This window comes from Methylobacterium sp. WL1, assembly GCF_008000895.1.
Taxonomy (GTDB): Bacteria; Pseudomonadota; Alphaproteobacteria; order Rhizobiales; family Beijerinckiaceae; genus Methylobacterium.
The window spans coordinates 1,148,680-1,171,709 of the sequence record NZ_CP042823.1 but is presented as its reverse complement, the minus strand read 5'-3'; the positions used below and the strand labels follow the sequence as shown (position 1 = coordinate 1,171,709).

Here is a 23,030-nt window from a genome sequence, read left to right as displayed (position 1 = left end):
TCAGTTCAGCGCGGTCGGGTCCGCCTCCGTGAGGAAGGCTCCGACCGCGTGGAGGAATTGCATGCGGTTCTTCTCCATCATCACCGTATGGGTGCCCTCCCCCAGCTCGACGAAGCGCTTGTAGGGGGCGTGGGTGAGCTTTGCGAAATACTCCTGTGCCTGGTAGCTCGGCAGGTCCGCGTCCCACTCGGCGTGGATGATCAGCACCGGCACGCGGATGTCGCCCGGGTCGTAGAGCGGTTTGCCGGCCGCCCAGTAGGCGTCCTTGTCGGCGACCGTGCCGTTCGGGGCGCGCAGGACCGGCGGCGCTTGCTTCGCGCCGACCGGATCGGTGGCGAAGGTCGCGTCGGCCCATTGGTCGAACCAGCCCGCCGGGATCAGGTCGGACTTCTTGTCCTCGGGGACGCCGGTCAGCCAGCGCGTCCGGGCGCTGTCCCGGCTCACGCTGCGATAGGCCCCCACCGGGCCGCCGCCGCCGATCAGGCCCGGCGTGCGCGCCAGCCATTGCGGCGCGTACAGGACGAGCCGGTTGACCCGATCGTTGTGGGTGCTGGTGTAGAGGCCCATGGTGGAAGTCCCCCAGGACCAGCCCATCAGGTCGATCTTCTCGACCCCGCGCCTCTTGGTGATGAAGTCCACGACCTGCCCCACCACCTTTGCGGCGTCCTGCGTGCGCATGAGCGGCGGGTTGTCGGCCGGCGGCGCGTCCATCGCGGCCGGGCGTCCGGACAGGCCGTAGCCCGGCAGATCCACGAGGTAGACGTCGAAGCCGAGGCCCGCGAGGTAGTCCATGGCCGACATGCCGCCCAGCGGCAGGTCGAAGGCCGTGGACGACGGGTAGGTGGATCCGTGCACGTAGAGCAGGATCCGGTCGCCCGGAAACCGGTCGATCCCGGCAGGGCGCTTGTTGCGGACGTAGATCTCGACGCCCGGCTCTCTCCACGGCAGCCGGAATTCCTCCGTCTGCAGCCGGCTCGCGGGCGCGGCCGCCGACGGGGCCGGTGAGCCCGCGACCGCCACCCCGGCGGCGAGCGCCCCGACCAGCTGGCGTCGGGCCAGGCCCCTGCCCGGCCGCGCCCCGTTCGGATCCTTCTGCACCACTCTGTCCGCCATGGTTTCCTCCGGCCCGCCTTGTTCGGCGGCTCCGGTGATTCAACCGACGGGTGTCGATCGGCGCAACGGTCCGGAGCGGCCGCCGGCGGACAGGAGGCGGGTTCCGTTGCCCGATCCGGCGAAAGCGCGTGAAAAAACCCCCGCCTCTGTCGCCGGGGCGGGTGACGCCGCGCCTCCGCGCGGGCATTGAGGCGGGAGAACCCGGGAGACGCCCGCCCATGACGACCCCGACGACCGTCGCCACCACGCCCTTCCCCGATCAGAAGCCGGGCACCTCCGGCTTGCGCAAGAAGGTGCCCGTGTTCCGGCAGCCGAACTACGTCGAGAACTTCGTCCAGGCGATCTTCGACACCCTGCCCGACAAGGCGGGCGCGACCCTGGTGCTGGGCGGTGACGGGCGTTTCCTCAACCGCGAGGTGGTGCAGAAGACGCTGCGGCTCGCCGCCGGCAACGGGTTCGGCCGGGTGCTGGTCGGACGCGGCGGCCTACTCTCGACCCCGGCCGCCTCCTGCGTGATCCGCAAGGCCCAGGCGATCGGCGGCATCATCCTGTCGGCGAGCCACAACCCGGGCGGGCCGGACGGCGATTTCGGCATCAAGTTCAATGCCGCCAACGGCGGTCCCGCGCCCGAGACCATGACCAACGCGATCTTCGAACGGGCCAAGGCGCTCACCCGCTACAGCCTGGTCGAGGCGTCGGATCTCGACCTCGACACCCTGGGCGAGACCCGGCTCGGCGCCATGACGGTCGCGATCATCGACCCGGTGGCCGACTACGCCGAACTGATGCGCACGCTGATCGACTTCGACGCCGTGTCGCGCCTGTTCGCCTCCGGCTTCCGCATGCGGTTCGACGCGATGAGCGCGGTGACCGGCCCCTACGCGGTCGCCATCCTCGAAGGCATGCTCGGCGCGCCTCGGGGGACGGTCGTCAACGCCATTCCAAAAGAAGATTTCGGTGGCCATCACCCGGATCCGAACCCGGTCCATTGCCACGACCTGTTCGACCTGATGCAGGGGGCGGACGCCCCCGATTTCGGCGCGGCGTCCGACGGCGACGGCGACCGCAATATGATCGTGGCCCCGGGGCTGTTCGTGACGCCGAGCGACAGCCTCGCGCTCCTTGCCGCCCACGCCCACCGGGCGCCGGGCTACGCGGGCGGCCTGGCCGGCATCGCCCGGTCGATGCCCACGAGCCGCGCCGCCGACCGGGTCGCGGCGGCTCTGGGCATCCAGGCCTACGAGACGCCCACCGGCTGGAAGTTCTTTGGGAATCTTCTCGATGCCGGCCTGATCACCCTGTGCGGCGAGGAGAGCGCCGGCACCGGCTCGAACCACGTGCGCGAGAAGGACGGGCTCTGGGCGGTGCTGCTCTGGCTCAACATCCTGGCCGCCACCGGCGAGCGCGCCGACGCGCTGGTGCGGGCGCATTGGCGCACCCACGGTCGCGACTACTACGCCCGCCACGACTACGAGGAGGTGGATTCCGACGCCGCGAACGGCCTGATGGACGCGCTCCGCGAAAAGCTCACCGGGCTGCCGGGGACGCGGCTCGGCGACCTCACGGTCTCGACGGCCGACGAGTTCGCCTACCGCGATCCCGTCGACGGCTCGCTCACCGAGCACCAGGGGATCCGCATCGGCTTCGCCGAGGATGCCCGCGTGGTCTTCCGTCTCTCGGGCACCGGCACCGCCGGGGCGACGCTCCGGGTCTATCTGGAGCGCTACGAGGCCGATCCGACCCGGCTCGACCTGCCCGTCTCCGAGGTGCTGGCCCCGGTCGTGGCGGCGGCCCGCGCCGTCGCGGAGATCGAGCCCCGCACCGGCCGGGCCGAGCCGAGCGTGGTGACCTGACCGATCCGGGTTTCCAAAGGGCTCAGCCCTTTGGCGGGGTATCGGGGCGGAGCCCGATAGCAGGGCTCCGCGCAGCATTCACGCCGAAGGTCGCTCATTGATCCTCGGTTCGCGCATAGACCCGCAGGCGATGCCCGTCCGGATCGACGGCGACGAAGCTGCGGCCGAAATCGAGATCCGTCGGTGCCAGGACGATCTCGGCGCCCTTCGCCCGCCAGGCGTCGTGGAGCGCGTCCACGCGCGCGGCTCCGTGCGCCCGGAAGCCGATTTCGCCTCCGCCGCCCGCTTGCGTGGGGGCCGGCACGACCCCGCTTCGCGCCCACAGGCTCAGCGCCAGGCCCGAGGGCAGAGCGAACAGCACGAAGGTCGGGCTCGCCTCGACCGGTTCTTGGTCCAGGAGGGTCGCGTAGAGGCGCGCGCTGGCCTCCGGGTCTGTGACGTAGAGAAGGATGTTGCTGGGTTCGGCCATCGGTCGCTCCTGTCGGTGGATGCGCGACCTCAATATCCAGCGCCCCTGCCAGTTTCCGGCAGCATCAAGCGGCGGGGTCTATGATCCCCTCGGTGCGCCGCCAGTCCTTGAGCAGGGCCTGCCGGCGGCGCGGATAGCGCACGTCGCTCAGTTCGGCTTCGGCGATCCGGTCGGTGCGGAAGTGCCGGAAGCCCTGGCGCAGCTCGCACCAGCCCACCAGGATCCGGACGGCGTCGAAGAATGCGAGGGCGAACGGCCACACCACCCGCTCCGAGGCCGCGCTCGTCCCGTCGCGGTAGCGCAGTGTCAGCTTGCGCTCGGTCCGGATCGCCCTCCGCAGCAGGGCGGGGTCGACCACGTCGGCTGGGGCCGCGGTGCCGGGGCCGACCAGCAGCGCCGAATCCGCGAAGGTCTCGCGCAGGTCGTCGGGCAGGACCGCGCCGATCCGGGCGAGTGCGCTCCGGGCCGCGCTGCTCAGCCGGTCATCCGCGCGATCGGCGACCCAGCGCGATCCCAGGACCAGCGCTTCGATCTCCTCCGGGCTGAACATCAGCGGCGGCAGCAGGAAGCCCGGCCTCAGCACGTATCCGACCCCGGGCTCCCCCTCGATGGCGGCCCCCATCGCCTGAAGGCTCGCGATGTCCCGGTACAGGGTGCGCAGGCTGACGCCGGTCTCCCCGGCCAGCACGCGCCCGCTGACGGGCCGCCGGTGGCTGCGCAGGGCGTGGAGCAGGTCGAACAGGCGTTCCGAGCGGGACATGCGGCCCTTCTAACGCCCGCGACGCTGCCATCGGATGACGGCATCGCGGGTTCCGGCCGGTTACGGAGCGATCGCCTTCACCATGTGAACCGTGATGTCGTCGTCCAGGGTCCGGCCCGGTCCGTCATACGGCTCCTCGCGCTCCACTTCGTAGCCCAGCGATCCGTAGAGGCGCAGGTTCGCCGTGTATTTCTTGTTCGTGTAGAGCCGCAGCCGCGTCAGGCCGGCCCCGGCGGCGATCGTATCCGCGCGGGTGAGCAGCGTCGTCCCGAAGCCCCGGCCCTGGAAAGACGGGTGGACCGCGACGTTGACGACCAGCAGGTGGCCGTTCCCTTCGTCGTCCCTTCGCGTGGTCTCGATCAGGGCGGCCAATTCTTCGTCGATCTGCAGCAGGTCGAAGCGGTGATCCTGCACAGACTTCGCGTAATCGGCCCGCATCGGCGTCGGCAGGCGGCCGATCAGCGGGATCCATTTGGCGTAGGCCGCGTCCACCACACCCCGGATCGCCGCCGCGTCCGCCGCCTCTGCCTGCCTGATCCGCATCGTCGCCGCCATTCCGAAAGTCCGCCTGTGGTTGACCCGGGCCGGCCCATCCCCTAAAGACCCGGCCGTCGATGGGGCTCCGCACGGGGCCCCGTCGCGTTTTCACGCGCACCCGTGGGCGGGATCATCCCGCCCTGTCGTCCCGGCCTTGAGGGTCCGGGAAAAGGAGGGCGCGTTCCTCAATCTCGGTCACGAGAGGACGCGAAACATATGTCAAAGCGGATTCAGGCGAAGCACAAGCTCGACCGCCGCATGGGCCAGAACATCTGGGGCCGCCCGAAGAGCCCCGTCAATCGCCGCGAGTACGGCCCCGGCCAGCACGGCCAGCGCCGCAAGGGCAAGATGAGCGACTTCGGCACGCAGCTGCGCGCCAAGCAGAAGCTCAAGGGTTATTACGGCAACATCACCGAGAAGCAGTTCCGCCGCTACTACGCCGAGGCGATCCGCCTGCGCGGCGATTCCGGCGAGAACCTGGTCGGCCTGCTCGAGCGTCGCCTCGACGCCGTGGTGTACCGCGCGAAGTTCGTGGCGACCCCGTTCGCGGCCCGCCAGTTCGTCAACCACGGCCACGTCAAGGTCAACGGGATCCGGGTGAACATCCCGAGCTATCAGGTGAAGGCCGGCGACCTCATCGAGGTCAAGGAATCCTCCCGCCAGCTCGAGATCGTCATCGTGGCGACCCAGCTCCCCGAGCGTGACGTGCCGGACTACATCGAGGCCGATCACGCCAAGATGACCGCCCGCGTCACCCGCATCCCCAGCCTGTCCGAGGTGCCCTACCCGGTGCAGATGGAGCCGAACCTCGTCATCGAGTTCTACTCCCGCTGAGTCTCCCGGGATCGCACCCCGCGGCCGAGCCGGCGGCGGGGTGCGGTTCGGGACCGTGGACTTGCGAAAGAAGGGGCTGCCCGCAGGGGCGGCCCCTTTTCGTATCCGGCTCAGCAGCCGTTGCAGATCGTGCCCATCGTGTGGCGCATCTTGCTGTCCCACGCCTTCGAGCGGGCTTCCGCGGCCTTCTGCGCCTTGATCATGGCGACCTCGTTCACCGGCCGGGCCGTACCCGTGGCGGCGGGGCTCGGCGGCTTGGTCTGCCCGGTGGCGGTGATCCTGCGGCCGACCCGGGACCCGTCCGGGGCCGCCGGGCTCTGGGCCAGGGCCGGCGCCGCCCCGAGCAGCACGCCCAGGATCACCGCGTGACGGATCGTTGCCATGGACCTGATCTCCCCGACGGCGGGTTGTCTGCGTGCCCCGCCTCACCTGCCGATGACATTAGGGCCGCACCGGAGCACGTTGCAATTGGATGCGGCGCTAAGCCTTTGTCGTGATGCGCGTGCGCACCCCGAGCAGGTATCCGCACCGGCGGCCAGCCCCCTAGCCGGCCGCGGCGGCGAAATCATGGTGCCCGGGCCGCAGGCGGCCCTGCGCGCATCCCGGAGAAGATCCCCTTGTCCTCGACCTCGTCCTCGCCCCTGAACCGCCGCGCGGCCGTGGCCGAGGCGCTGGCCCACATCGCCCCGCGCCTGCCCGCCTTCGAGTCCGACGCCGTCCTGGACCGGGCGCTGGCGAGCGCCGGCCTGCGCGGAGCCGCCCCAGGACCGCCGCGCGCCTCGCCCTGGTGGCCTATGCCCGCCACGTCTTCACCGATTACGACGACCTTCTGGGCGAGGGCTACGACCGCGACAGCGCCCGGCACTTCGTCCTCGACGACCTCAACGCGGCGCTCACCGCCTGGGGCGCCGCGCCGATCCCCGAGGAGGAGCCTGAGGCCGATCCGGAGGACGAGCCGGATTAGCGTTTTGTCCCGGTGGCGGGCGGGATTCGGGGATGGCAAAGCCGGGTCCGGGGTCACGCCCGACGATGCAGCCCGACAGCGGGGCACCCGTCGCCGGCAAGCTGTCGCGGATCACGAGAGCGGCGCCTTTTGGAGGGGCTGGTTTCGACCCAACCCAGCCGCCAAACTCGTCAACAGCGCTTCCCATAAGCGGTCGTCCGTCGGCCGTCCGGCCACTTCGGCTCGGGACAGGAAGCGGACTTTAGCTTTTGGCCAAGAAGCGGACGCTCCGCATCCTACCTGCGACCCTGATATTGAAATAGTACGCCGTCGTCCTATTTCTTTCCGATGCATGCTACGCCCGTCCGACACTCCGATTGCAGGGTCCTTCTCTGGCTTGCCGAGGATCTGAGGCTTGAGGACAATCTTGCCCTCCGGCAGGCCACCACCGGCTACGGAGGCATGGCGGTGCTGCGCATCGCCCCCGAGGCGCGGGGGCGACCCAGGCGGACTCCGCATCGGCGCACTCTTGAGGAGGCAGCCGAGGCGCGACTTGAGGCGCAGTTCTTGGCCAAAGGCATACCTTTCGAGGTGCGTGGCCCTGGTGACGATACGTCCGTTGCGGCGGCTTGTCGGCGGCATGGATGTACCGTGGTCATCCGCAACGCCGCCGATGGCATGGCCGCCGAGCTTGCCCATCACAGGCAATGGACGGACGAGTTGGCGGCGGTCGGCATCCCGCTGGTGACCGTCAACGGCGAGATGATCCGTCGCAAGGGAACGGGAGGGGCCAGGCCCGACGCGCCGTTCCTATCCGATGCGGCCGAGATCGCACCGGGGGCGCTGCCGGACGATCACCCGATAGCCTTGCTGCGGGCCTTCCTGAGGGGCCTGCCGGAGCGGGATTACCTGGCCGGCATGTGGGTGCCGGGCCGAGATCGGCTGAGCACCAGCCTGCTTTCGACCCACTTCGCGGCGGGCACGCTGTCCAGCGACAGGGCGAGGGTCGAAACCGAGGCGGCGGAACGCGCCTGGCACCGCGCGAACCCGGGCCAGGCCCGTTCGGTCGCGGGGAAATCCTTCGGCGCCTTCAAGGGGCGCGTCCGCTACCGTCCCGGCTTCCTGACGACCTTTTCCCGCTATGAGGACGATCTGCGTCCGCTCCCGATCACGCCGGAGATGCGGCGCAGGGTCGAAGCCTGGCGGGACGGACGCACCGGCATCCCCATGCCTGATGCGGCCATGCGCGAGCTGAAGGCGACCGGCTGGATCAATTTCCGCCTTCGCCAGCTGGCCGCGTCCTATGCGGTGCAGCTCCTGGGCTTGCCTCCGTTCGAGGTCGGGACGGTCCTGGCGGAGATGTTCGACGACTACGAGCCCGGCATCACCTGGCTTCAGGTCGCGATCAACGACGGCCGGGTCAATCAGGATCGCGGGCCGCGCATCCTGAACCCGGTCAAGCAAGGCCGCGACCTCGACCTCGACGAGAGCTACGTCCGCGCATGGCTGCCCGAACTGGCCAGCCTTCCGGCCGGGTTCGCCCACGAGCCATGGCTGCATCCCGCATCGCCCCTGCCGCCGCCCCTGGTCGATCACCTGGCCGCCGCTCGCGCAGCCCGCGCGGCTTGGGGGGCGAAGTCCCCAGCGCTCGGGGCGCGCCCGGTGCACGAAACCCCATCGTTCGAATTCGGCGAAAGGAATGCCCCCAGATGATCGAGAAGCACACCTTCGACTTCCTGAAGGGCATCGCGGCCCACAACGACAAGGAATGGTTCGAGGAGCATCGTGACGACTACGAGCGCGCGAAATCCAACCTCGTCGACGTGGCAGGCCACCTGATCGACGCGGCGTCCCGCTTCAATCCCAAGGTGAAGAAGGCGAACGCCGAGCCGACGAAGTGCGTGACCCGCCTCAACCGGGACATGCGCTTCGCCAAGGGCAAGCCGCCGTACAAGACGGACCTGTTCGTGATGCTCAACAGCGTCGGCGACTACCAGGGGTCGGCCTCTTACTACCTCCATGTCGAGCCGGGCGACTGCTATGCGGGCGGGGGCATCTTCACGACCGAGCCGAAGGCGCTCGACCACATCCGCAAGCGGATCGCGGCATCGTTGCCGAAGTGGACCGGCGTCGTCGAGTCCCGCGAGATGAAGGCGATGTTCCCCGAAGGACTGACGAGCCCGGGCGAGCTCAAGCGTGCGCCCCAGGGATACGATCCCGACCACCCGGCCATCGAATATTTGCGCATGAAGGGGTTCTGCGCCAACCGGAAGCTGACGAACAAGCAGCTCCAGGGCGAGGACGCCCTCGACGTGGTCGTTGAGACCTTCAAGGCGGCCCAGCCCCTGGTGGACTACCTCAACGACGCCATCGCCGGCTGAAGGCCAAGATCAAAAATCGGAACCGGCCAGGAACCATGGGCCGAACTGCGACTTCCCATAATAGGACGATATCGTCCTATTAATGCTCCGGGCATCGCCTTCGGACCGCCCCACCTTCGGACGTGGCTGGCCGTACGGCGCAACAGACAGGCAATCCGAATGTCCCACGACACGATCAAGACCTGGTACATCGCCGGCCTCCAGGCCTACCGTTCGGCTTCCGAGCAGGGCAAGACGGCAGCCTCCCAGGCCGAGGGGCAGTTCACCGATCCCGCGTTCAAGAAGCTGGCCGCAGAGGGCGCGGCGCTGTGCGGCCGCCAGCAGCAGGCGATGATCGGCTTCCTGAAGGAGCTCGACACCCAGCCGAACGACTTCAAGGACCGTATCCAGGCCGGCATCGCCGAAGGCACGGAGATGTCCGTCAAGGCTGCCCAGGACGACGAGACACGCGACGTCGCCATCGCCTTCGGTGCCCGAGTGGGCCTCACCTACGTGGCCACCGCCTTCCAGTGCCACGTGATTTACGCAAAGGCACTTAGCCTCTCCAAGCAGGCCGAGGAGTTCGAGCGCCTTGGCCAGGAGAGCAAGGCGCTGGAAGAGCGTTACGCAAAGGCCGCCGAGGCCGCGGTCGGCAAGCAGGCCGCTTAGCCCGGCGGCGACAGGGATCACGGGGCCACCGGCCATGTGATGACGGCGACCGGCCGGCGCTCCGCCCCCTCGCGCAGGTCGGTCGCCGCTCGCCATCTCAGGTGGACGGCCGTGTGGGACGACTTGGCTTGGCCGTTCGAACGCACCACCTTTGGTGCATGCGTCCCCCAGCAAAATCGGTTCCGATCTTGGACCAATCCGGCAAGCGTACCCCCGTCCCTTCGGCACCGGACCGCCCGCGCCGTGGACGCCCGCGCGCTGACCAGGCCGGACAGATCGAGGAACGCATCATCACCGTCGCCTCGTCCCTGTTCCTGGAGCAGGGGTTTGGCCGCACGACAGTCGATCAGATCGCCGATCTCGCCCACACCGGGAAGACGACGCTGTACGCGCGCTTTCCGACCAAGGAGGCGCTCTTCTCGGCGGTGGTGCTGCGCTACGTCGACGAACTACAGGCCCGAATGGCCATCGTCCCGACGAACGGGACGCCCAAGGAACGCCTCGTCCAGGTCGGGATCGAACTCGCCAACCTAACCCTGGCCGAGGAGAGCATCGCCCTGATGCGCCTCACCATCGCCGAGGCGAAGGCGTTTCCCGAACTCGGTCGCGAGGGGTTCCGGATCGGCTTTGGCGGATGCGTCCGCTGCATCGCGCAGTGCTTGGCGACGGACGGCTCCGACGCGGCGGTGACGGATGCAACACCGCTGGCGGCACGGTTCGTCGAGATGGCCCTCCACCCCCTTTACATGCACGCCTTCTCAGGTGCGGATCTTGCCGGACTGTGCGAGCGGGCGACCCGAGACGTGCCCGAAGTCGCCGAGATCCTGCTGAGCGGACGATGTTGATGTCCGCTTGAAGCATTTGGCGACCGAAATCGGTCTCGCCGCTTCCCACCCTCACCAGCCGTTCCGATCGCGCTTCAACCGTCATCTCGACGTGCGGTCTTCCGCCGTTGCGAATCGTTTCCGGTTCCCCTAGCCTCGGCACTGTCGCGCTCGCATGAGGGAGGAGACCGCATGAGCATCGTCTATGCCGTCCGCCCCGCAGGGATCGTCCGAGCCCGCGCGCGGATCGGCTAGCCGCTGGCGCCCGGCCTCACGGCCCCGGCGTCCCCGAGCCCCTCCCCGTCTGACCTCGCCCGCCCGCGTCGCATCCGATGCCGGGCCGGCGTTTCCCGGAGCCGACGCCGACGCGTTGGGCTTGTGCATGTCCCTGTCCCCTCCCCGGCGGGTGGGCGCGGTCCGCCGCGTGCTCGCCTTCGTCGTCCGCGGCTGGCGCCGGCGCTGGCCCCTCGTGGCCGGCCTCTCCGGCGCGATCACCCTGGCGACCTTCGCGGAGGTGCTGCTGCCGCTCTATGCCGGCCGGCTGGTCGACGCACTCACCGGGCCCGAGCGGCAGGCGGCGCTAGCGGCGGCGCTGCCCGCCTTCCTGGCGATGACGGCGCTGGGCCTCGCCACCGCGCTGCTGCGGCACGTCGCCTGGAGCCTGGTGGTGCCGCTCACCCTCCACACCATGAGCGACATGGCCCGGGACGGCTTCGCCCGGGTCCAGCGCTTCTCGACCGAGTGGCACGCCAACACCTTCTCGGGCTCCACCGTCCGAAAGATCTCGCGCGGTATGTGGGCCCTCGACGGGCTCAACGACACGCTGCTGCTGGCGCTGCTGCCCGCCCTGGTGGTGCTGCTCGGCACCGCCCTCGTGCTCGGCCTGCACTGGCCGGCCCTCGGCGCCGTGGTGGCGCTGGGCGCCGCCTATGTCGGCGCCACCGCGCTCCTGGCGACCCGGGTCATCGCCCCCGCCTCCGCGCTCTCGAACGCCCTCGACACGCGGCTCGGCGGCGCCCTCAGCGACGCGATCGGCAACAACGCCGTGGTCAAGGCGTTCGGCGCGGAGGCCCGGGAGGAGGCGCGCCTCGGCCGGCTCCTGGCCAGGTGGCAGCGGCGCACGCACCGCACCTGGATGATCATCACGTGGAGCGGCACCGGCCAGCTCGGGCTGCTGCTCGCCCTGCGCACCGCCATCGTGGCCACCGCCCTGTGGCTGTGGTGGCGCGGGGAGGCGAGCCCGGGCGACGTCGCCTACGTGCTCACCACCACCTTCGTGGTGCACGGCTACCTGCGCGACATTGGCGGCCACATCAACCACCTGCAGCGGGCGGTCAACGAGATGGAGGAACTGGTCGCGCTGGCGGACGAGCCCCTCGGCGTCGCCGACCGGCCGGGGGCGGCCCCGCTCGCGGTCGCGGGCGGGACGATCCGCTTCGAGGCCGTGCGCTTCCACTACGGCGCCCACGGGCATCCGCTCTACGACGGGCTGTCGGTGACGATCCCGGCGGGCCAGCGGGTCGGGCTGGTCGGCCGCTCGGGCTCGGGCAAGACCACCTTCGTCAAGCTGATCCAGCGGCTCTACGACGTCTCGGGCGGGCGCGTGACCATCGACGGGCAGGACGTGGCGGCGGCGAGCCAGGACAGCCTGCGGGCACAGGTCGCGATCGTGCCCCAGGAGCCGGTGCTGTTCCACCGCTCGCTCGCCGAGAACATCGCGTATGCCCGGCCCGGCGCCTCGGCGCAGGCGATCGAGCGGGCGGCCCGGCTTGCCAACGCGCACGCCTTCATCGCCCGGCTGCCCGATGGCTACGCCACCCTGGTCGGCGAGCGCGGGGTCAAGCTCTCGGGCGGCGAGCGCCAGCGGGTGGCGCTGGCCCGCGCCTTCCTGGCGGATGCGCCGATCCTGATCCTCGACGAGGCGACCTCGAGCCTCGATTCGGAATCCGAGGCCCTGGTGCAGGAGGCGATGGCGCGGCTGATGCACGGCCGCACCGCGCTCGTGATCGCGCACCGGCTCTCGACCGTGCAGGCGCTCGACCGCATCCTCGTGTTCGACCACGGCCGCATCGTCGAGGACGGCCCCCACGCCGACCTGATGCGCCGCCCGGGCGGGGCCTACCGCGCCCTGTTCGAGCGGCAATCCGTCCTGGCTGCGAGCGCGTGACGGACCTGTCCCCCCGCCCCCGGGTGGTCGCGCCGACCCGCGCCATGCTGTAGGACACGCGCCGGATGCGGCCCGATTCGGCCGAGTGAGCTTCGGAGCACGACAGCATGAAGATCAGCGCGCGCAACGTCCTCAAGGGCACCGTGGTCTCGGTCGACAAGGGCTCGACCACCGCCCACGTGAAGATCGAGATCAGCCCCGGCCAGGTGGTCACCGCCGCGATCACCAACGAGGCGGTCGATGCCCTCAAGCTCGTGGCCGGCGGCCCGGCCTACGCCGTGGTGAAGGCCTCCGACGTGATGATCGCGGTCGACTGAGCCTGCCATGGGGCGCCGGGCGGTCATTGCGCTCGCCCGGCGCCCGGATTACGCCGGCCCGGCGGGCTCCCGGGCGGGGCCTGCAGGTCCGATGACCCTAGGGAGTGGCCCGTGAAGACCGTGCTCGGCATCGAGACCACCTGCGACGAGACTGCCGCCGCCGTGGTGTCCGTGGATGAGGACGGGGCCGCGCAGATCCGCGCCAACGAGATCCTGAGCCAGATCGCCGAGCACGCCGCCTACGGCGGCGTCGTGCCCGAGATCGCCGCCCGGGCCCATGTCGAGGTGCTCGACCGGCTGATCGCCCGCGCCCTCGACCGGGCCGGGATCGGCTTTTCCGACCTCGACGGGATCGCGGTGGCGGCCGGGCCCGGGCTGATCGGCGGCGTGCTGGTCGGCCTCGTCACCGCCAAGACCCTGGCCCTGGTGACCCGCAAGCCGCTGCTCGCGGTCAACCACCTCGAGGCCCACGCGCTCACCGCGCGGCTGACCGACAACCTGCCCTTCCCGTATCTCCTGCTGCTGGCCTCGGGCGGCCACACCCAGCTCGTCGCCGTGCGCGGGGTCGGCGACTATGTGCGCCTCGGCTCCACGGTGGACGACGCCATCGGCGAGGCCTTCGACAAGGTCGCCAAGCTGCTGGGCCTCGGCTACCCCGGCGGCCCCGAGGTCGAGCGCATGGCCGAGTCGGGCGACCCCGAGCGCTTCGCCCTGCCCCGGCCGATGCTGGGCCGGCGCGAGGCGGATTTCTCCCTGTCGGGTCTCAAGACCGCCCTGCGGATCGAGGCCGAGCGGATCGCCCCGCTGGCCGAGCGCGACGTCGCCGACCTGTGCGCGAGCTTCCAGGCCGCCGTGGTCGACGTGGTGGTGGACCGCGCCCGGGTCGCCCTGCGCGCCTCTCGGGCGTCGCCGGCCGGCCCACCGCCCTGGTGGCGGCAGGCGCGTCTCGGCCAACGGCGCGATCCGTCGCGCTTTGGCGGTTTTGGCCGGCGAGGCGTGGCCTCCTTGTCGCCCCGCCCCTGCCGCTCTGCGGCGACAACGGCGCATGATCGCTGCCGGGCTGGAGCGCCTGCGGCTCGGGCTCGTCGACGACCTGACCGCGCCGGCCCGCCCCCGCTGGCCGCTGGTCGACCCGGCCGGGACGCGGTCCCGGCCGGATGAGCACCGGCGCGGACCGGCGCGCGCAGTGCAGGATCTCGTCGCGTGCCGCCTGCAGGCCGCCCGGCCCGGCTGGCCGGTGCGCCTCGATCATTGCTTCGCCCGCATCCTCCTGGACAATGCCTGCGGCGGCCCCTGGCGCGACAGCGTGGCGGCGCCCGCCCACGCCAACATGCCGGCCGACGGCCTTGAGCACGCGATCGCCCTCGGGGAGGCGGTGCTGGCCGGCACCGCCGACCTCGCCCTGCTGAACCGGCGTTCCCTGGCTTGGCGCGGCAAGATCCGGCGCGGCAAGATCCGGCGCGGCAAGATCCGGCGCGGCAAGATCCGGCGCGGCAAGATCCGGCGCGGCAAGATCCGGCGCGGGAAGCTCCGGCGCAGCGAGATCGCGACGGCCCCAATGCCGGACGGCCTTCAGGACGGCGACCTGCTCCTGCGCCGCTGGCGTCCGGCCGACACGACCCCGTTCGCGGCGCTCAACGCCGATCCGGCGGTGATGGAATTCTTCCCCCGGCCCCGGACCGAGGCCGAGAGCGCCGCCGAGGCGAGCAGCTATGACCGGCGCTTCGTGGCGGACGGGTTCGGCCCCTGGGCCCTGGAGCGGGACGGCCGGTTCGTCGGCTTCGTCGGGGCGTTCCGGATCATGCGGGCCATGCCGTTCCCGGGGGGCGAGCGGGTCGGCGCGACCATCGAGATCGGCTGGCGCCTCGCCCGGGATGCCTGGGGCCACGGCCTCGCAACCCGGGCGGCGCGTTGACGCTGGCCGACCTCGCCGGGCGCTGCGGCATCCGGGCGGTCGTGGCGTACACCGCGTCCGGCAATCGGCGCTCGTTGGCGGTGATGGAGCGCCTCGGCATGGTGCGGGCGGAGACGTTCGCGCATCCGGCGGTGCCGGAGGGGCCGCTGCGCAGCCACATCCTCTATCGGCTTGAACAGGCGGGGGTTTCGGCATGAGCGCACCCATCAACGTCGTCGGCGGCGGCGCCTGGGGCACGGCGCTGGCCAACGCGCCGCGGCCGCCGGCTCCAGTCCGCTCTGGCTGCGCGACCCGGAGGCCGCCGCTAGGCTGCAGGCCGCGCGGGAGAACCCGCGCTACCTGCCGGGCGTGCCGCTCCACGACCGGATCGTGGTGACAGGGCAATCCGAACAACTCGCCGGCGCCCGGGCGACCCTGCTGGTCGTGCCGGCCCAGACCGTGCGCGGCGTGCTGGAGACCCTGCGCGGTCCCCTCGCCTCGGCCGGGCCGGTGATCCTCTGCGCCAAGGGGATCGAGCGCGGCAGCGACAGCTTCCTGAGCGCGGTCGCCGAAGAGGTCCTGCCGCCGGGAACGCCGGTCGCTGTCCTGTCCGGCCCGAGCTTCGCGGTCGACGTCGCCCGCGGCCTTCCCACGGCCGTCACCCTGGCGGCGACGGATCCCGGGCTCGCCGCGTCGTTGAGTGCATTGCTCTCGGGGCCGAGCTTCCGGCTCTACCACACCGACGACGTGCGCGGCGTCGAGATCGGCGGCGCCGGCAAGAACGTGCTGGCCATCGCCTGCGGGATCGTGGCGGGCCGGGGCCTCGGCGAGAGCGCCCGGGCGGCCCTGATCGCCCGCGCCTTCGCCGAGCTGATGCGCTTCGCCCGGGCGTTCGGAGGCCGGCGAGACCCTGATGGGCCTTTCCGGCCTCGGCGATCTGGTGCTCACCGCCTCCTCGCCGCAATCGCGCAACTTCGCCTTCGGGCAGCGGCTCGGCGCCGGGGCGAGCCCGGAGGCGGCGTCGGGCGGCAAGCTCGCCGAGGGCGCCTTCACGGCCGCGGCCCTGGCCAGCCTGGCGGCGGCCCGGGCGATCGACATGCCGGTGGCGCAGGCCGTCGCGGCGATCGTGACGGGCCGGGCCGGCGTCGAGGACGTGATCGCCGGCCTGCTTGCCCGGCCGCTGCGCGGCGAGTCGGATTAGGGTTTCAAAAGGTCGGGACCTTTTGCGGGTCCAGGGCGGAGCCCTGGTCGCCTGAAAGGTGTCTCAGGGGCTCCGCCCCCGAACCTCGCCAAAGGGCGGAGCCCTTTGGAAACCCTCAAGTCGTCGTGCGAGCGCCCTAACCCCGCCGGTGCTCCCGGAACGCCGCCGTGATCGCCCGCAGCGCGTCCTTGCTGCGCGGAACGGTGAGGGACGAGTGCAGCACCAGGGCGAGTGCGGGGATCGGCGGAAGCCCCAGAACGTCGCCGACATCGATCACGTCGGCCGGGGCGAGCCGGCGCGGGAAGGCCGAGACCGCCAGCCCCGCCGACAGGGCCGCGCTGATCGCCGCGGTGCCGCCGACGAACACCTCCGTCCAGGGAATCCCGGCCCGGTCCAGCAACTGGATGGCGACGTCCCGCACGGAGCAGCAGGGCGAGGTCGCGGCCAGGCGCAACGTCTCGCCGGCCCGGTGCTCGAAATGCGGGGCCGCGAACCAGCCGAAATGCTCCGGCCCGAGGATGTCGCCGTCGCGCCGCCCCTGTCGGAGCGCCTACTCCTGCGCCACGGCCCGGGCGTGGTCATCCCGCTCGGCCTGTTCGCCATCGGCGCCGGCGTCCTGCTGATGCGCGCGGCCGCCACCGGCGCGCAGGCGGGCTGGCTGACGCTGCTGCCCGGCTGCCTCCTGGCCGGCACCGGCCTCGGCCTCACCAACACCCCCGTGACCAACACCGCCACGGGCGCCCTGCCGCCGGAGCGCGCCGGGATGGCCGCGGGCATGGACATGAGCGCGCGGATGATCGCGCTTTCCGTCAACATCGCCCCGATGGGTTTCATCCTGCTCCAGGGCGTCCGGGCGGGCCTCGCCCCGCTGGCGCAGGGGCGGCGCTCGACGCCCTCGCGGAGACGGTGGCGGCCGGCAATCTGGCGCTGGCCGACGCCGGTGCCGGGCGGCATCGATCGCCCGGCAGGCGCTGGTCCGGGGCGTCGACGGCGTCATGCTGTATGGCGGGCTCTGCGCCTGGGCCTTCGCGGGCGCCAGCCGGCTCGTGCTCGGCCGCAACGGGCGGTGAGCCGGGACCGGAGGGGCCTGTCCGCGCCGGGGACAGCTGCGCTATGGGGGCCGTGCCGCCGCGACGGGGCGGCCCCGCGAGAGAGGGCGTGATGGCGTACTGGCTGTTCAAATCCGAGCCCGCGACCTGGTCGTGGGACCAGCAGGTCGCGGCCGGTGCGGCCGGCACCCACTGGAACGGCGTGCGCAACCACCTGGCCAAGAAGCACCTGATGGCCATGCAGGTCGGCGAGCAGGGCTTCTTCTACCACTCGAACGAAGGCAAGGCCGTGGTCGGCATCGTCGCGGTGATCCGGCCCTACTACCCCGACCACACCGACGAAACCGGCCGTTTCGGCATGGTCGACCTGAAGGCTGTCGCGGCGCTGCCCCGGCCGGTGACGCTGGACGCGATCAAGGCCGACCCGGCGCTGGCCGACATGGTGCTGGTGAACAACTCGCGCCTGTCGGTTCAGCCGGTCACCGAGGCCGAATGGAACCGCATCCGCGCCCTGGCTGAGATCCCGTAAGGTCCCGGTTTCGAAAGGTCCGAGACCTTTTGCGGGTCCAGGGCGGAGCCCTGGTGCCGGGCTTCGCCCGATGATCAGGGGCTCCGCCCCCGAATCCCCGCCGACGGGCTGAGCCCTTCGGGAACCCCTTCGTTCAAGCCGCGCGGTTGAACGCGCCCCGCACCGTGACGAACGCGTCCGCGCCGACATCGACGGGCAGCAGGGTGTCCATCACCCGCGAGGCCGGCAGTGTCACGATCACCTCGGTGCCCTCGCGCGGCCGCGAGGACAGCTGGAACTGGCCGCCGTGCAGTTCCACCAGCCCCTTCACGATCGGCAGGCCGAGCCCCGAGCCCTGCTCGGCGGTCTTGATCGCCAGGGAGCCGCGGCCGAACGACGACATCACGGTGCCGAGTTCGTCCTCGGGGATGCCGGGTCCGCTGTCCTTCACCGAGACGTACTGCCCACCCGAGGCGGTCCAGCCGACCTTCAGCCAGATCTCGCCGCCCGGCGGCGTGAACTTGACGGCGTTCGACAGCAGGTTGAGTACGATCTGGCGCAGCGCCCGCTCGTCGGCCCAGAGCCGCGGCAGCGAGGCGTCGACCAGGTCGTGGAAGGTCTGGTTCTTCGTCTTGGCCCGCAGGCCCATCATGTGGCGGCATTCCTCGACCACGTGGGCGAGCTGCACCGCCTCCTCGTTGAGCTCGTAGCGGCCGGCCTCGATGCGCGACAGGTCGAGGATCTCGTTGATCAGGTTCAGCAGGTGCATGCCGCTGTCGTGGATGTCGTTCGAGTATTCCCGGTAGGACGGCGCCGTGTGGATGCCGAACACCTCGTTCTTCATCACCTCCGAGAAGCCCAGGATGGCGTTGAGCGGCGTGCGCAGCTCGTGGCTCATGGTGGCGAGGAAACGCGATTTGGCGAGGTTCGCCTCCTCGGCCCGGCGACGCGCCTCGTCGGAATTGGCCTTGGCCTGCTCCAGTTCGCCGAACACCGCGTCCTTCTCGGCCCGGGAACGCAGGGCGCCCACCGTCGAGGCGTAGAGGCGGCGGGCCAGCCCCAGGAAGAACAGCTGCGCGCCGGCGGCCATCAGCACCAGCAGCATCGCCTCCATGCCCTTCGAACAGGCGGCCAGCGACGCGGTGGCGAGCACCAGCGGCACCAGGGCGGCGACCGCCGCCACCGGCACCGTCGCCGCCAGCATGGTCGAGACCGCGGCCGCGATGACGAGGCCGAACAGCGCGAAGGTCCAGCCGCCGGTGGTGCCGAGCCCGATCATCGCCGACCACGACAGGCTCTGCAGGACCTCGCCGATCAGGAAGCGGCGGCGCCAGCGCGCGAGCGGGATCGTGGCCGCGTCGGCCCGCAGGAAGCCGCGGCTCAGCGTGGTGTTGAGCGTGACCATCAGGATCACGCCGAGTGCCCAGAGCGCGGCCACGACCGGGGCGATCCAGAAGGTCGCCGCCGTCGCCAGGGTGACGGCGAACAGCACCAGCGGAATGCCGGCTCCCGCCCGGTACCGGGCGTAATGGCGCAGGAGTTCGTGGTCGAAGGCCCGCTCCAGGCCGGTCTGCGACGTCAGCTTCTCGCGCGCCGAGCGGATCTCGCGGGCGACACCGAGGCGCCGCGCCGCTTCCTCCGTCGAGGGGCCGCGACCGCGCTGCACCATCTCGACGGTGAGATCGGACATGGGATTGTTGAAACTCGGCTCGAACGCGGCGGCGAGGCAGCTGGGCAGGGGGGCGACGGCGCCAGGATGGGGCGGATGTCTTAAGAAGCGGCTGCCGGCATCGGTCGCATCTTACGCATCGGCGTCCGCGCCATGGCGATCGGCCGGCCGGATCGACGTGCGGCGCCACACATCGTTGGCCAGGCGGGGCCGGTTACGGTAAACGACTCGCGTGGCGGGGCCGAAGCGCCGCGATCCGGCGCGCGCCCGGATCCCGCGTGTCGATCGAGGGCCGCCGACCATGCCGAAGCTCACCGTCAACGGCGTTACCCACACGGTCGACGCCGATCCGGACATGCCCCTGCTGTGGGTGCTGCGCGACCGCCTCGACGCCACCGGCACCAAGTACGGCTGCGGCATCGCCCAGTGCGGCGCCTGCACGGTCCATCTCGACGGGCAGCCGGTGCGGTCCTGCCAGACTAAGGTGGGCGATGTCGGCACCGCCCAGGTGATCACCATCGAGGGCGTGTCCGGCCGCGTGGCCGAGGCCGTCCAGGCCGCGTGGCGCAAGCTCGACGTCGTGCAGTGCGGCTACTGCCAGTCCGGACAGATCATGTCGGCGATCGGGCTCCTGTCCGGCAACGCCAAGCCCTCCGACGCCGACATCGACGGCGCCATGGACGGCAACATCTGCCGCTGCGGCACCTATCAGCGCATCCGCGCCGCGATCCACGAGGCCGCGCGCGACCTCGCCTGAAGACCCCTCTGCAGACCCCTCTGCCCCTCCCCGCGGTCCTGACCGGAGCATCGCCGCCATGCTGAACGCCCGTCGACCGAACGCATCCCCCGTCCGTCCCAGCCGCCGCGGCCTCCTGGCCGGCGCCGGCGCCATCGTGGTCGCCTTCCGGCTCGACACGAAGCCCGCCCGGGCCGCCGCCGGCCCGGACCTCGCGAGCGTCAAGGCCCAACCCAACGCCTTCGTGCGGATCGCCCCGGACGACACCGTCACGGTGGTGATCAAGCACCTCGACATGGGCCAGGGGAACACGACCGGGCTGGCCACGATCCTGGCCGACGAGCTCGGCGCCGACTGGAAGACGGTCCGCACCGAGTTCGCGCCCGCGGACGCGACGCTCTACAACAACAGCCTGATGGGCCCGATCCAGGGCACCGGCGGCTCCACCGCGGTGGCCAATTCCTGGTTCCAGCTGCGCAAGGCCGGGGCCGCCGCCCGGGAGATGCTGATGGCCGAGGCGGCCTTCCGCTGGAAGGTCCCGGTGGCGCAGATCACGGTGGCCGAGGGCGTGGTCCGCCACGAACCCTCGGGCCGGCAGGCCCGGTTCGGCGAACTCGCGGCCTCGGCCGCCTCCCTGCCGGTCCCGTCCGAGCCGCGGCTCAAGGACCCGAGCGAGTGGACGCTGATCGGCCGGACGGTGCCGCGCCTCGATTCCGTGGCCAAGACCAACGGCTCGGCGGTCTACTCCCTCGACATCCGCCGCCCGAACCAGGTCACCGCCGTGGTCGCCCGCGCCCCGCGCTTCGGCGCCACCGTGAAGAGCTTCGACGCCGCCGCGGCCCGGAAGGTCGTGGGCGTGCTCGACGTGGTGCAGGTCCCCACCGGCGTGGCGGTGATCGCCCGGGACACCTGGGCGGCCATGAAGGGCCGCGAGGCGCTCACCGTCGCCTGGGATGACAGCACCGCCGAGACCCGCTCGTCGGACGCGATCCTGGCCGAGTACCGGGAGCGCGCCAAGGGCCCCGGCCTCACCGCCTCCGAGCGCGGCGACCCGCAGGCCGCGTTGAACGGCGCCGCCAAGGTGATCGAGGCCGAGTTCACCTTCCCGTACCTCGCCCATGCCGCGATGGAGCCCCTGAACGCCACGATCGAGCGGGCGGCCGACGGCGGCTACGACGTCTATGCCGGCTTCCAGTTCCAGACCGTGGAGCAGGCGACCATGGCGGCGATCCTCGGGGTGACGCCCGACCGGGTCCGGCTCCACAGCAACTGGGCCGGCGGGTCCTTCGGGCGCCGGGCGACGCCCACCGCCGACTACCTCGCGGAAGCCGCCACCGTGTTCAAGGCCGCCGGCGAGACGGCTCCCATCCACCTGGTCTGGACCCGCGAGGACGACATGGCCGGCGGCTATTACCGCCCGACCGTGCTGCACAAGGTCCGGGCCGGCATCGACGCCAAGGGTGCGGTGGTCGGCTGGGACCACGTCATGGTCGGCAAGTCCATCATGATCGGCTCGCCCTTCGAGGCGATGATCGTCAAGAACGGGATCGACTCGACCACCGTCGAGGGCGCCTCCGACACGCCCTACGCGCTGCCGGCCTACCGGTTCGGCGTCCATAACGGCCGCGAGGGCGTGCCGGTCCTGTGGTGGCGCTCGGTCGGCCACACCCACACGGCGCACGTCATGGAGGTGATGATCGACGAGCTGGCCCACGCCGCAGACGTCGATCCGGTGGCCTACCGGCTGTCGCTGCTGACGCAGGCGCCGCGGCTCTCGGGCGTGCTGAAGCTCGCCGCCGACAAGGCCGGCTGGTCGGACAAGCCGCAGAACAAGCCGCAAGAGAAGGGCCGCGGCCTCGGGGTCGCGGTCCACGAATCCTTCGGTTCATACGTCGCCATGGTGGCCGACGTCACCGCCCAGGATTCCGGGATCCGGGTGAACCGGATCGTGGCGGCGGTGGATGTCGGAATCCCGGTCAATCCGGACGTGATCCGCGCCCAGGTCGAGGGCGCGGTCGGCTTCGCGCTGTCGGCGGTGCTGCGCAACCGCATCACGCTGAAGGACGGTCAGGTGCAGGAGCACAATTTCGACGCCTACGCGCCGACCCGCATGAGCGAGATGCCGCAGGTCGCGGTGCATATCGTGCCGAGCCAGGCCGCGCCCACCGGCATCGGCGAGCCGGGCGTCCCCGTGCTGGCCCCGGCCATCGCCAACGCGGTGTTCTCCGCCACCGGGCAGCGCCTGCGCGCCCTGCCCCTCGACCTCTCCGGCATGAAGGGCGCGTGACGAATCGCACGGCGCGCCTCCCGGCCCCGGCGTAGGACGGAGGGGCCTTCCCCCCAAGGCAAGAGACCTGAGTAAGAGACCCGACTGACGACGGCGCGGCGCGACACCGCGCCGTTTTTTTTGGTTTCTGCGCAGCCGCTCGCCATCTTGGCAACGATGCCCGCACACGCCCCGTTCGAAGACACTGCCGCGCGCCTGCGCGCCTGCCGCCTGTGCCGGGACAGCCCGCTCTACGGGCTGCCCCTCCCCCAGGAGCCGCGGCCGATCGTGCAGGGCAGCACCAGCGCGCGGCTCTGCGTGGCGAGCCAAGCCCCCGGGACCCGGGCCCACCGCACCGGGATGCCGTTCACCGACCCGTCGGGGGTACGGCTGCGGAGCTGGCTCGGCCTCGACGAGGCGCGGTTCTACGACCCCGCGCAGGTGGCGATCGTGCCGATGGGCTCCTGTTTCCCGGGCCTCGACGCCAAGGGCGGCGACCGGCCGCCGCGCCGGGAATGCGCCGAGCGCTGGCGTGCGGAGCTGTTTTCCGGCCTGCCGAACCTCGATCTCATCCTGGTGATCGGCCAGTACGCGCAGGCCTGGCACCTGGGCCGGATGGAGGGCGGCCTGACCGGCACCGTGCGGCGCTGGCGCGCGCTCCTGGACGAGCCCCGCCGCCCCGGGTGCTGCCCTGCCCCACCCGTCCTGGCGCAACAACGGCTGGCTCAAGCGCGAGCCCTGGTTCGAGGCGGAACTGCTGCCGGTGCTCAAGGCGGAGGTGGCGCGGGTGCTGGGCGGGTGAGCAAGCCCTAAAAAGGCTCGACGGTCCCGCCATCCGGGCGCTACAAAATCGTGTGCGGA

General features: G+C 71.3%; 17 protein-coding genes and 7 pseudogenes. 17 read left to right on the top strand and 7 right to left on the bottom strand.

The window, feature by feature from the left end; translation table 11 throughout:
• Nucleotides 1-1,113: an alpha/beta hydrolase gene (locus FVA80_RS06020; protein WP_147907222.1), complete on the bottom strand. Its 1,113-nt coding sequence runs from the start codon at nt 1,111-1,113 to the stop codon at nt 1-3.
• Nucleotides 1,114-1,331: 218 nt separating this feature from the next.
• Here FVA80_RS06020 and FVA80_RS06015 point away from each other — a divergent pair, with 218 nt between their 5' ends.
• Nucleotides 1,332-2,966 carry an alpha-D-glucose phosphate-specific phosphoglucomutase gene (locus tag FVA80_RS06015; protein WP_147907221.1) on the top strand — a complete coding sequence of 545 codons (1,635 nt, stop codon included), beginning with the start codon at nt 1,332-1,334 and terminating at the stop codon, nt 2,964-2,966.
• A gap of 94 nt (nt 2,967-3,060) precedes the next feature.
• On the opposite strand, the gene FVA80_RS06010 is transcribed toward FVA80_RS06015, so the two are convergent.
• The 3 genes from FVA80_RS06010 to FVA80_RS06000 form a co-directional block, all read right to left on the bottom strand.
• On the bottom strand, nt 3,061-3,435 hold the full coding sequence (locus FVA80_RS06010; protein ID WP_147907220.1) for a VOC family protein: 375 nt from the start codon (nt 3,433-3,435) through the stop codon (nt 3,061-3,063).
• 64 nt (nt 3,436-3,499) lie between these two features.
• Nucleotides 3,500-4,195, bottom strand: a complete 696-nt coding sequence (locus FVA80_RS06005; protein WP_147907219.1) for a YafY family protein — start codon at nt 4,193-4,195, stop codon at nt 3,500-3,502.
• 60 nt (nt 4,196-4,255) lie between these two features.
• Nucleotides 4,256-4,738, bottom strand: coding sequence for a GNAT family N-acetyltransferase (locus FVA80_RS06000; protein WP_246692285.1), 483 nt, complete (start codon nt 4,736-4,738; stop codon nt 4,256-4,258).
• Nucleotides 4,739-4,948: 210 nt separating this feature from the next.
• On the opposite strand from FVA80_RS06000, the gene rpsD reads away from it, so the two are divergent.
• The gene (gene rpsD, locus FVA80_RS05995; protein WP_058190956.1) at nt 4,949-5,566 is read left to right on the top strand and encodes a 30S ribosomal protein S4; all 618 of its coding nucleotides are present in this window, start codon (nt 4,949-4,951) and stop codon (nt 5,564-5,566) included.
• A 110-nt stretch (nt 5,567-5,676) separates the two neighbouring features.
• Here the strand turns inward: rpsD and FVA80_RS05990 are convergent, their stop codons facing one another.
• Nucleotides 5,677-5,949 carry a hypothetical protein gene (locus tag FVA80_RS05990; RefSeq protein ID WP_147907217.1) on the bottom strand — a complete coding sequence of 91 codons (273 nt, stop codon included), beginning with the start codon at nt 5,947-5,949 and terminating at the stop codon, nt 5,677-5,679.
• A gap of 234 nt (nt 5,950-6,183) precedes the next feature.
• Between FVA80_RS05990 and FVA80_RS05985 the strand changes: the two are divergent.
• The 10 genes and pseudogenes from FVA80_RS05985 (at nt 6,184) to FVA80_RS05940 (ending at nt 15,941) form a co-directional block, all read left to right on the top strand.
• A pseudogene (locus FVA80_RS05985) lies at nt 6,184-6,530 on the top strand (DUF2293 domain-containing protein).
• A gap of 327 nt (nt 6,531-6,857) precedes the next feature.
• Nucleotides 6,858-8,222, top strand: coding sequence for an FAD-binding domain-containing protein (locus FVA80_RS05980; RefSeq protein ID WP_147907215.1), 1,365 nt, complete (start codon nt 6,858-6,860; stop codon nt 8,220-8,222).
• A complete protein-coding gene (locus FVA80_RS05975) occupies nt 8,219-8,890 on the top strand; it encodes a DUF2461 domain-containing protein (protein WP_187193600.1) in 672 nt (223 codons plus the stop codon). The genes FVA80_RS05980 and FVA80_RS05975 overlap by 4 nt, the downstream gene beginning before the upstream one ends.
• A gap of 159 nt (nt 8,891-9,049) precedes the next feature.
• Nucleotides 9,050-9,538: a DUF892 family protein gene (locus FVA80_RS05970; protein WP_147907213.1), complete on the top strand. Its 489-nt coding sequence runs from the start codon at nt 9,050-9,052 to the stop codon at nt 9,536-9,538.
• Between the two features lie 188 nt (nt 9,539-9,726).
• Nucleotides 9,727-10,383: a TetR/AcrR family transcriptional regulator gene (locus tag FVA80_RS05965; protein ID WP_187193599.1), complete on the top strand. Its 657-nt coding sequence runs from the start codon at nt 9,727-9,729 to the stop codon at nt 10,381-10,383.
• Nucleotides 10,384-10,744: 361 nt separating this feature from the next.
• On the top strand, nt 10,745-12,529 hold the full coding sequence (locus FVA80_RS05960) for an ABC transporter ATP-binding protein (RefSeq protein ID WP_147908435.1): 1,785 nt from the start codon (nt 10,745-10,747) through the stop codon (nt 12,527-12,529).
• 107 nt (nt 12,530-12,636) lie between these two features.
• Nucleotides 12,637-12,846 carry a TOBE domain-containing protein gene (locus FVA80_RS05955; RefSeq protein WP_147908434.1) on the top strand — a complete coding sequence of 70 codons (210 nt, stop codon included), beginning with the start codon at nt 12,637-12,639 and terminating at the stop codon, nt 12,844-12,846.
• 120 nt (nt 12,847-12,966) lie between these two features.
• Nucleotides 12,967-13,969, top strand: a pseudogene (gene tsaD / locus FVA80_RS05950) (tRNA (adenosine(37)-N6)-threonylcarbamoyltransferase complex transferase subunit TsaD); the annotation flags it as partial.
• A gap of 34 nt (nt 13,970-14,003) precedes the next feature.
• Nucleotides 14,004-14,958: pseudogene (locus FVA80_RS05945) on the top strand (GNAT family N-acetyltransferase).
• Nucleotides 14,955-15,941, top strand: a pseudogene (locus FVA80_RS05940) (NAD(P)H-dependent glycerol-3-phosphate dehydrogenase). Before FVA80_RS05945 ends, FVA80_RS05940 begins: the two co-directional pseudogenes overlap by 4 nt.
• 136 nt (nt 15,942-16,077) lie before the next feature.
• Here the strand turns inward: FVA80_RS05940 and FVA80_RS05935 are convergent.
• A pseudogene (locus FVA80_RS05935) lies at nt 16,078-16,476 on the bottom strand (LysR family transcriptional regulator); the annotation flags it as partial.
• Here FVA80_RS05935 and FVA80_RS31035 point away from each other — a divergent pair.
• Both FVA80_RS31035 and FVA80_RS05925 read left to right on the top strand, forming a co-directional pair.
• Nucleotides 16,468-17,011, top strand: a pseudogene (locus tag FVA80_RS31035) (MFS transporter); the annotation flags it as partial. The pseudogenes FVA80_RS05935 and FVA80_RS31035 overlap by 9 nt on opposite strands.
• Before the next feature lie 91 nt (nt 17,012-17,102).
• Complete coding sequence (locus tag FVA80_RS05925; protein ID WP_147908441.1) at nt 17,103-17,519, top strand: EVE domain-containing protein; 417 nt, start codon at nt 17,103-17,105, stop codon at nt 17,517-17,519.
• A 133-nt stretch (nt 17,520-17,652) separates the two neighbouring features.
• On the opposite strand, the gene FVA80_RS05920 is transcribed toward FVA80_RS05925, so the two are convergent.
• On the bottom strand, nt 17,653-19,188 hold the full coding sequence (locus FVA80_RS05920) for a HAMP domain-containing sensor histidine kinase (protein ID WP_147908430.1): 1,536 nt from the start codon (nt 19,186-19,188) through the stop codon (nt 17,653-17,655).
• 280 nt (nt 19,189-19,468) lie between these two features.
• On the opposite strand from FVA80_RS05920, the gene FVA80_RS05915 reads away from it, so the two are divergent.
• The 3 genes and pseudogenes from FVA80_RS05915 to FVA80_RS05905 all read left to right on the top strand — a co-directional run bounded on the left by FVA80_RS05915 (nt 19,469) and on the right by FVA80_RS05905 (nt 22,971).
• On the top strand, nt 19,469-19,924 hold the full coding sequence (locus FVA80_RS05915; protein ID WP_147908429.1) for a (2Fe-2S)-binding protein: 456 nt from the start codon (nt 19,469-19,471) through the stop codon (nt 19,922-19,924).
• Between the two features lie 58 nt (nt 19,925-19,982).
• Nucleotides 19,983-22,190: a xanthine dehydrogenase family protein molybdopterin-binding subunit gene (locus FVA80_RS05910; protein ID WP_147908428.1), complete on the top strand. Its 2,208-nt coding sequence runs from the start codon at nt 19,983-19,985 to the stop codon at nt 22,188-22,190.
• A gap of 156 nt (nt 22,191-22,346) precedes the next feature.
• Nucleotides 22,347-22,971 (top strand): annotated as a pseudogene (locus FVA80_RS05905) (uracil-DNA glycosylase family protein).
• Nucleotides 22,972-23,030: the final 59 nt, after the last annotated feature.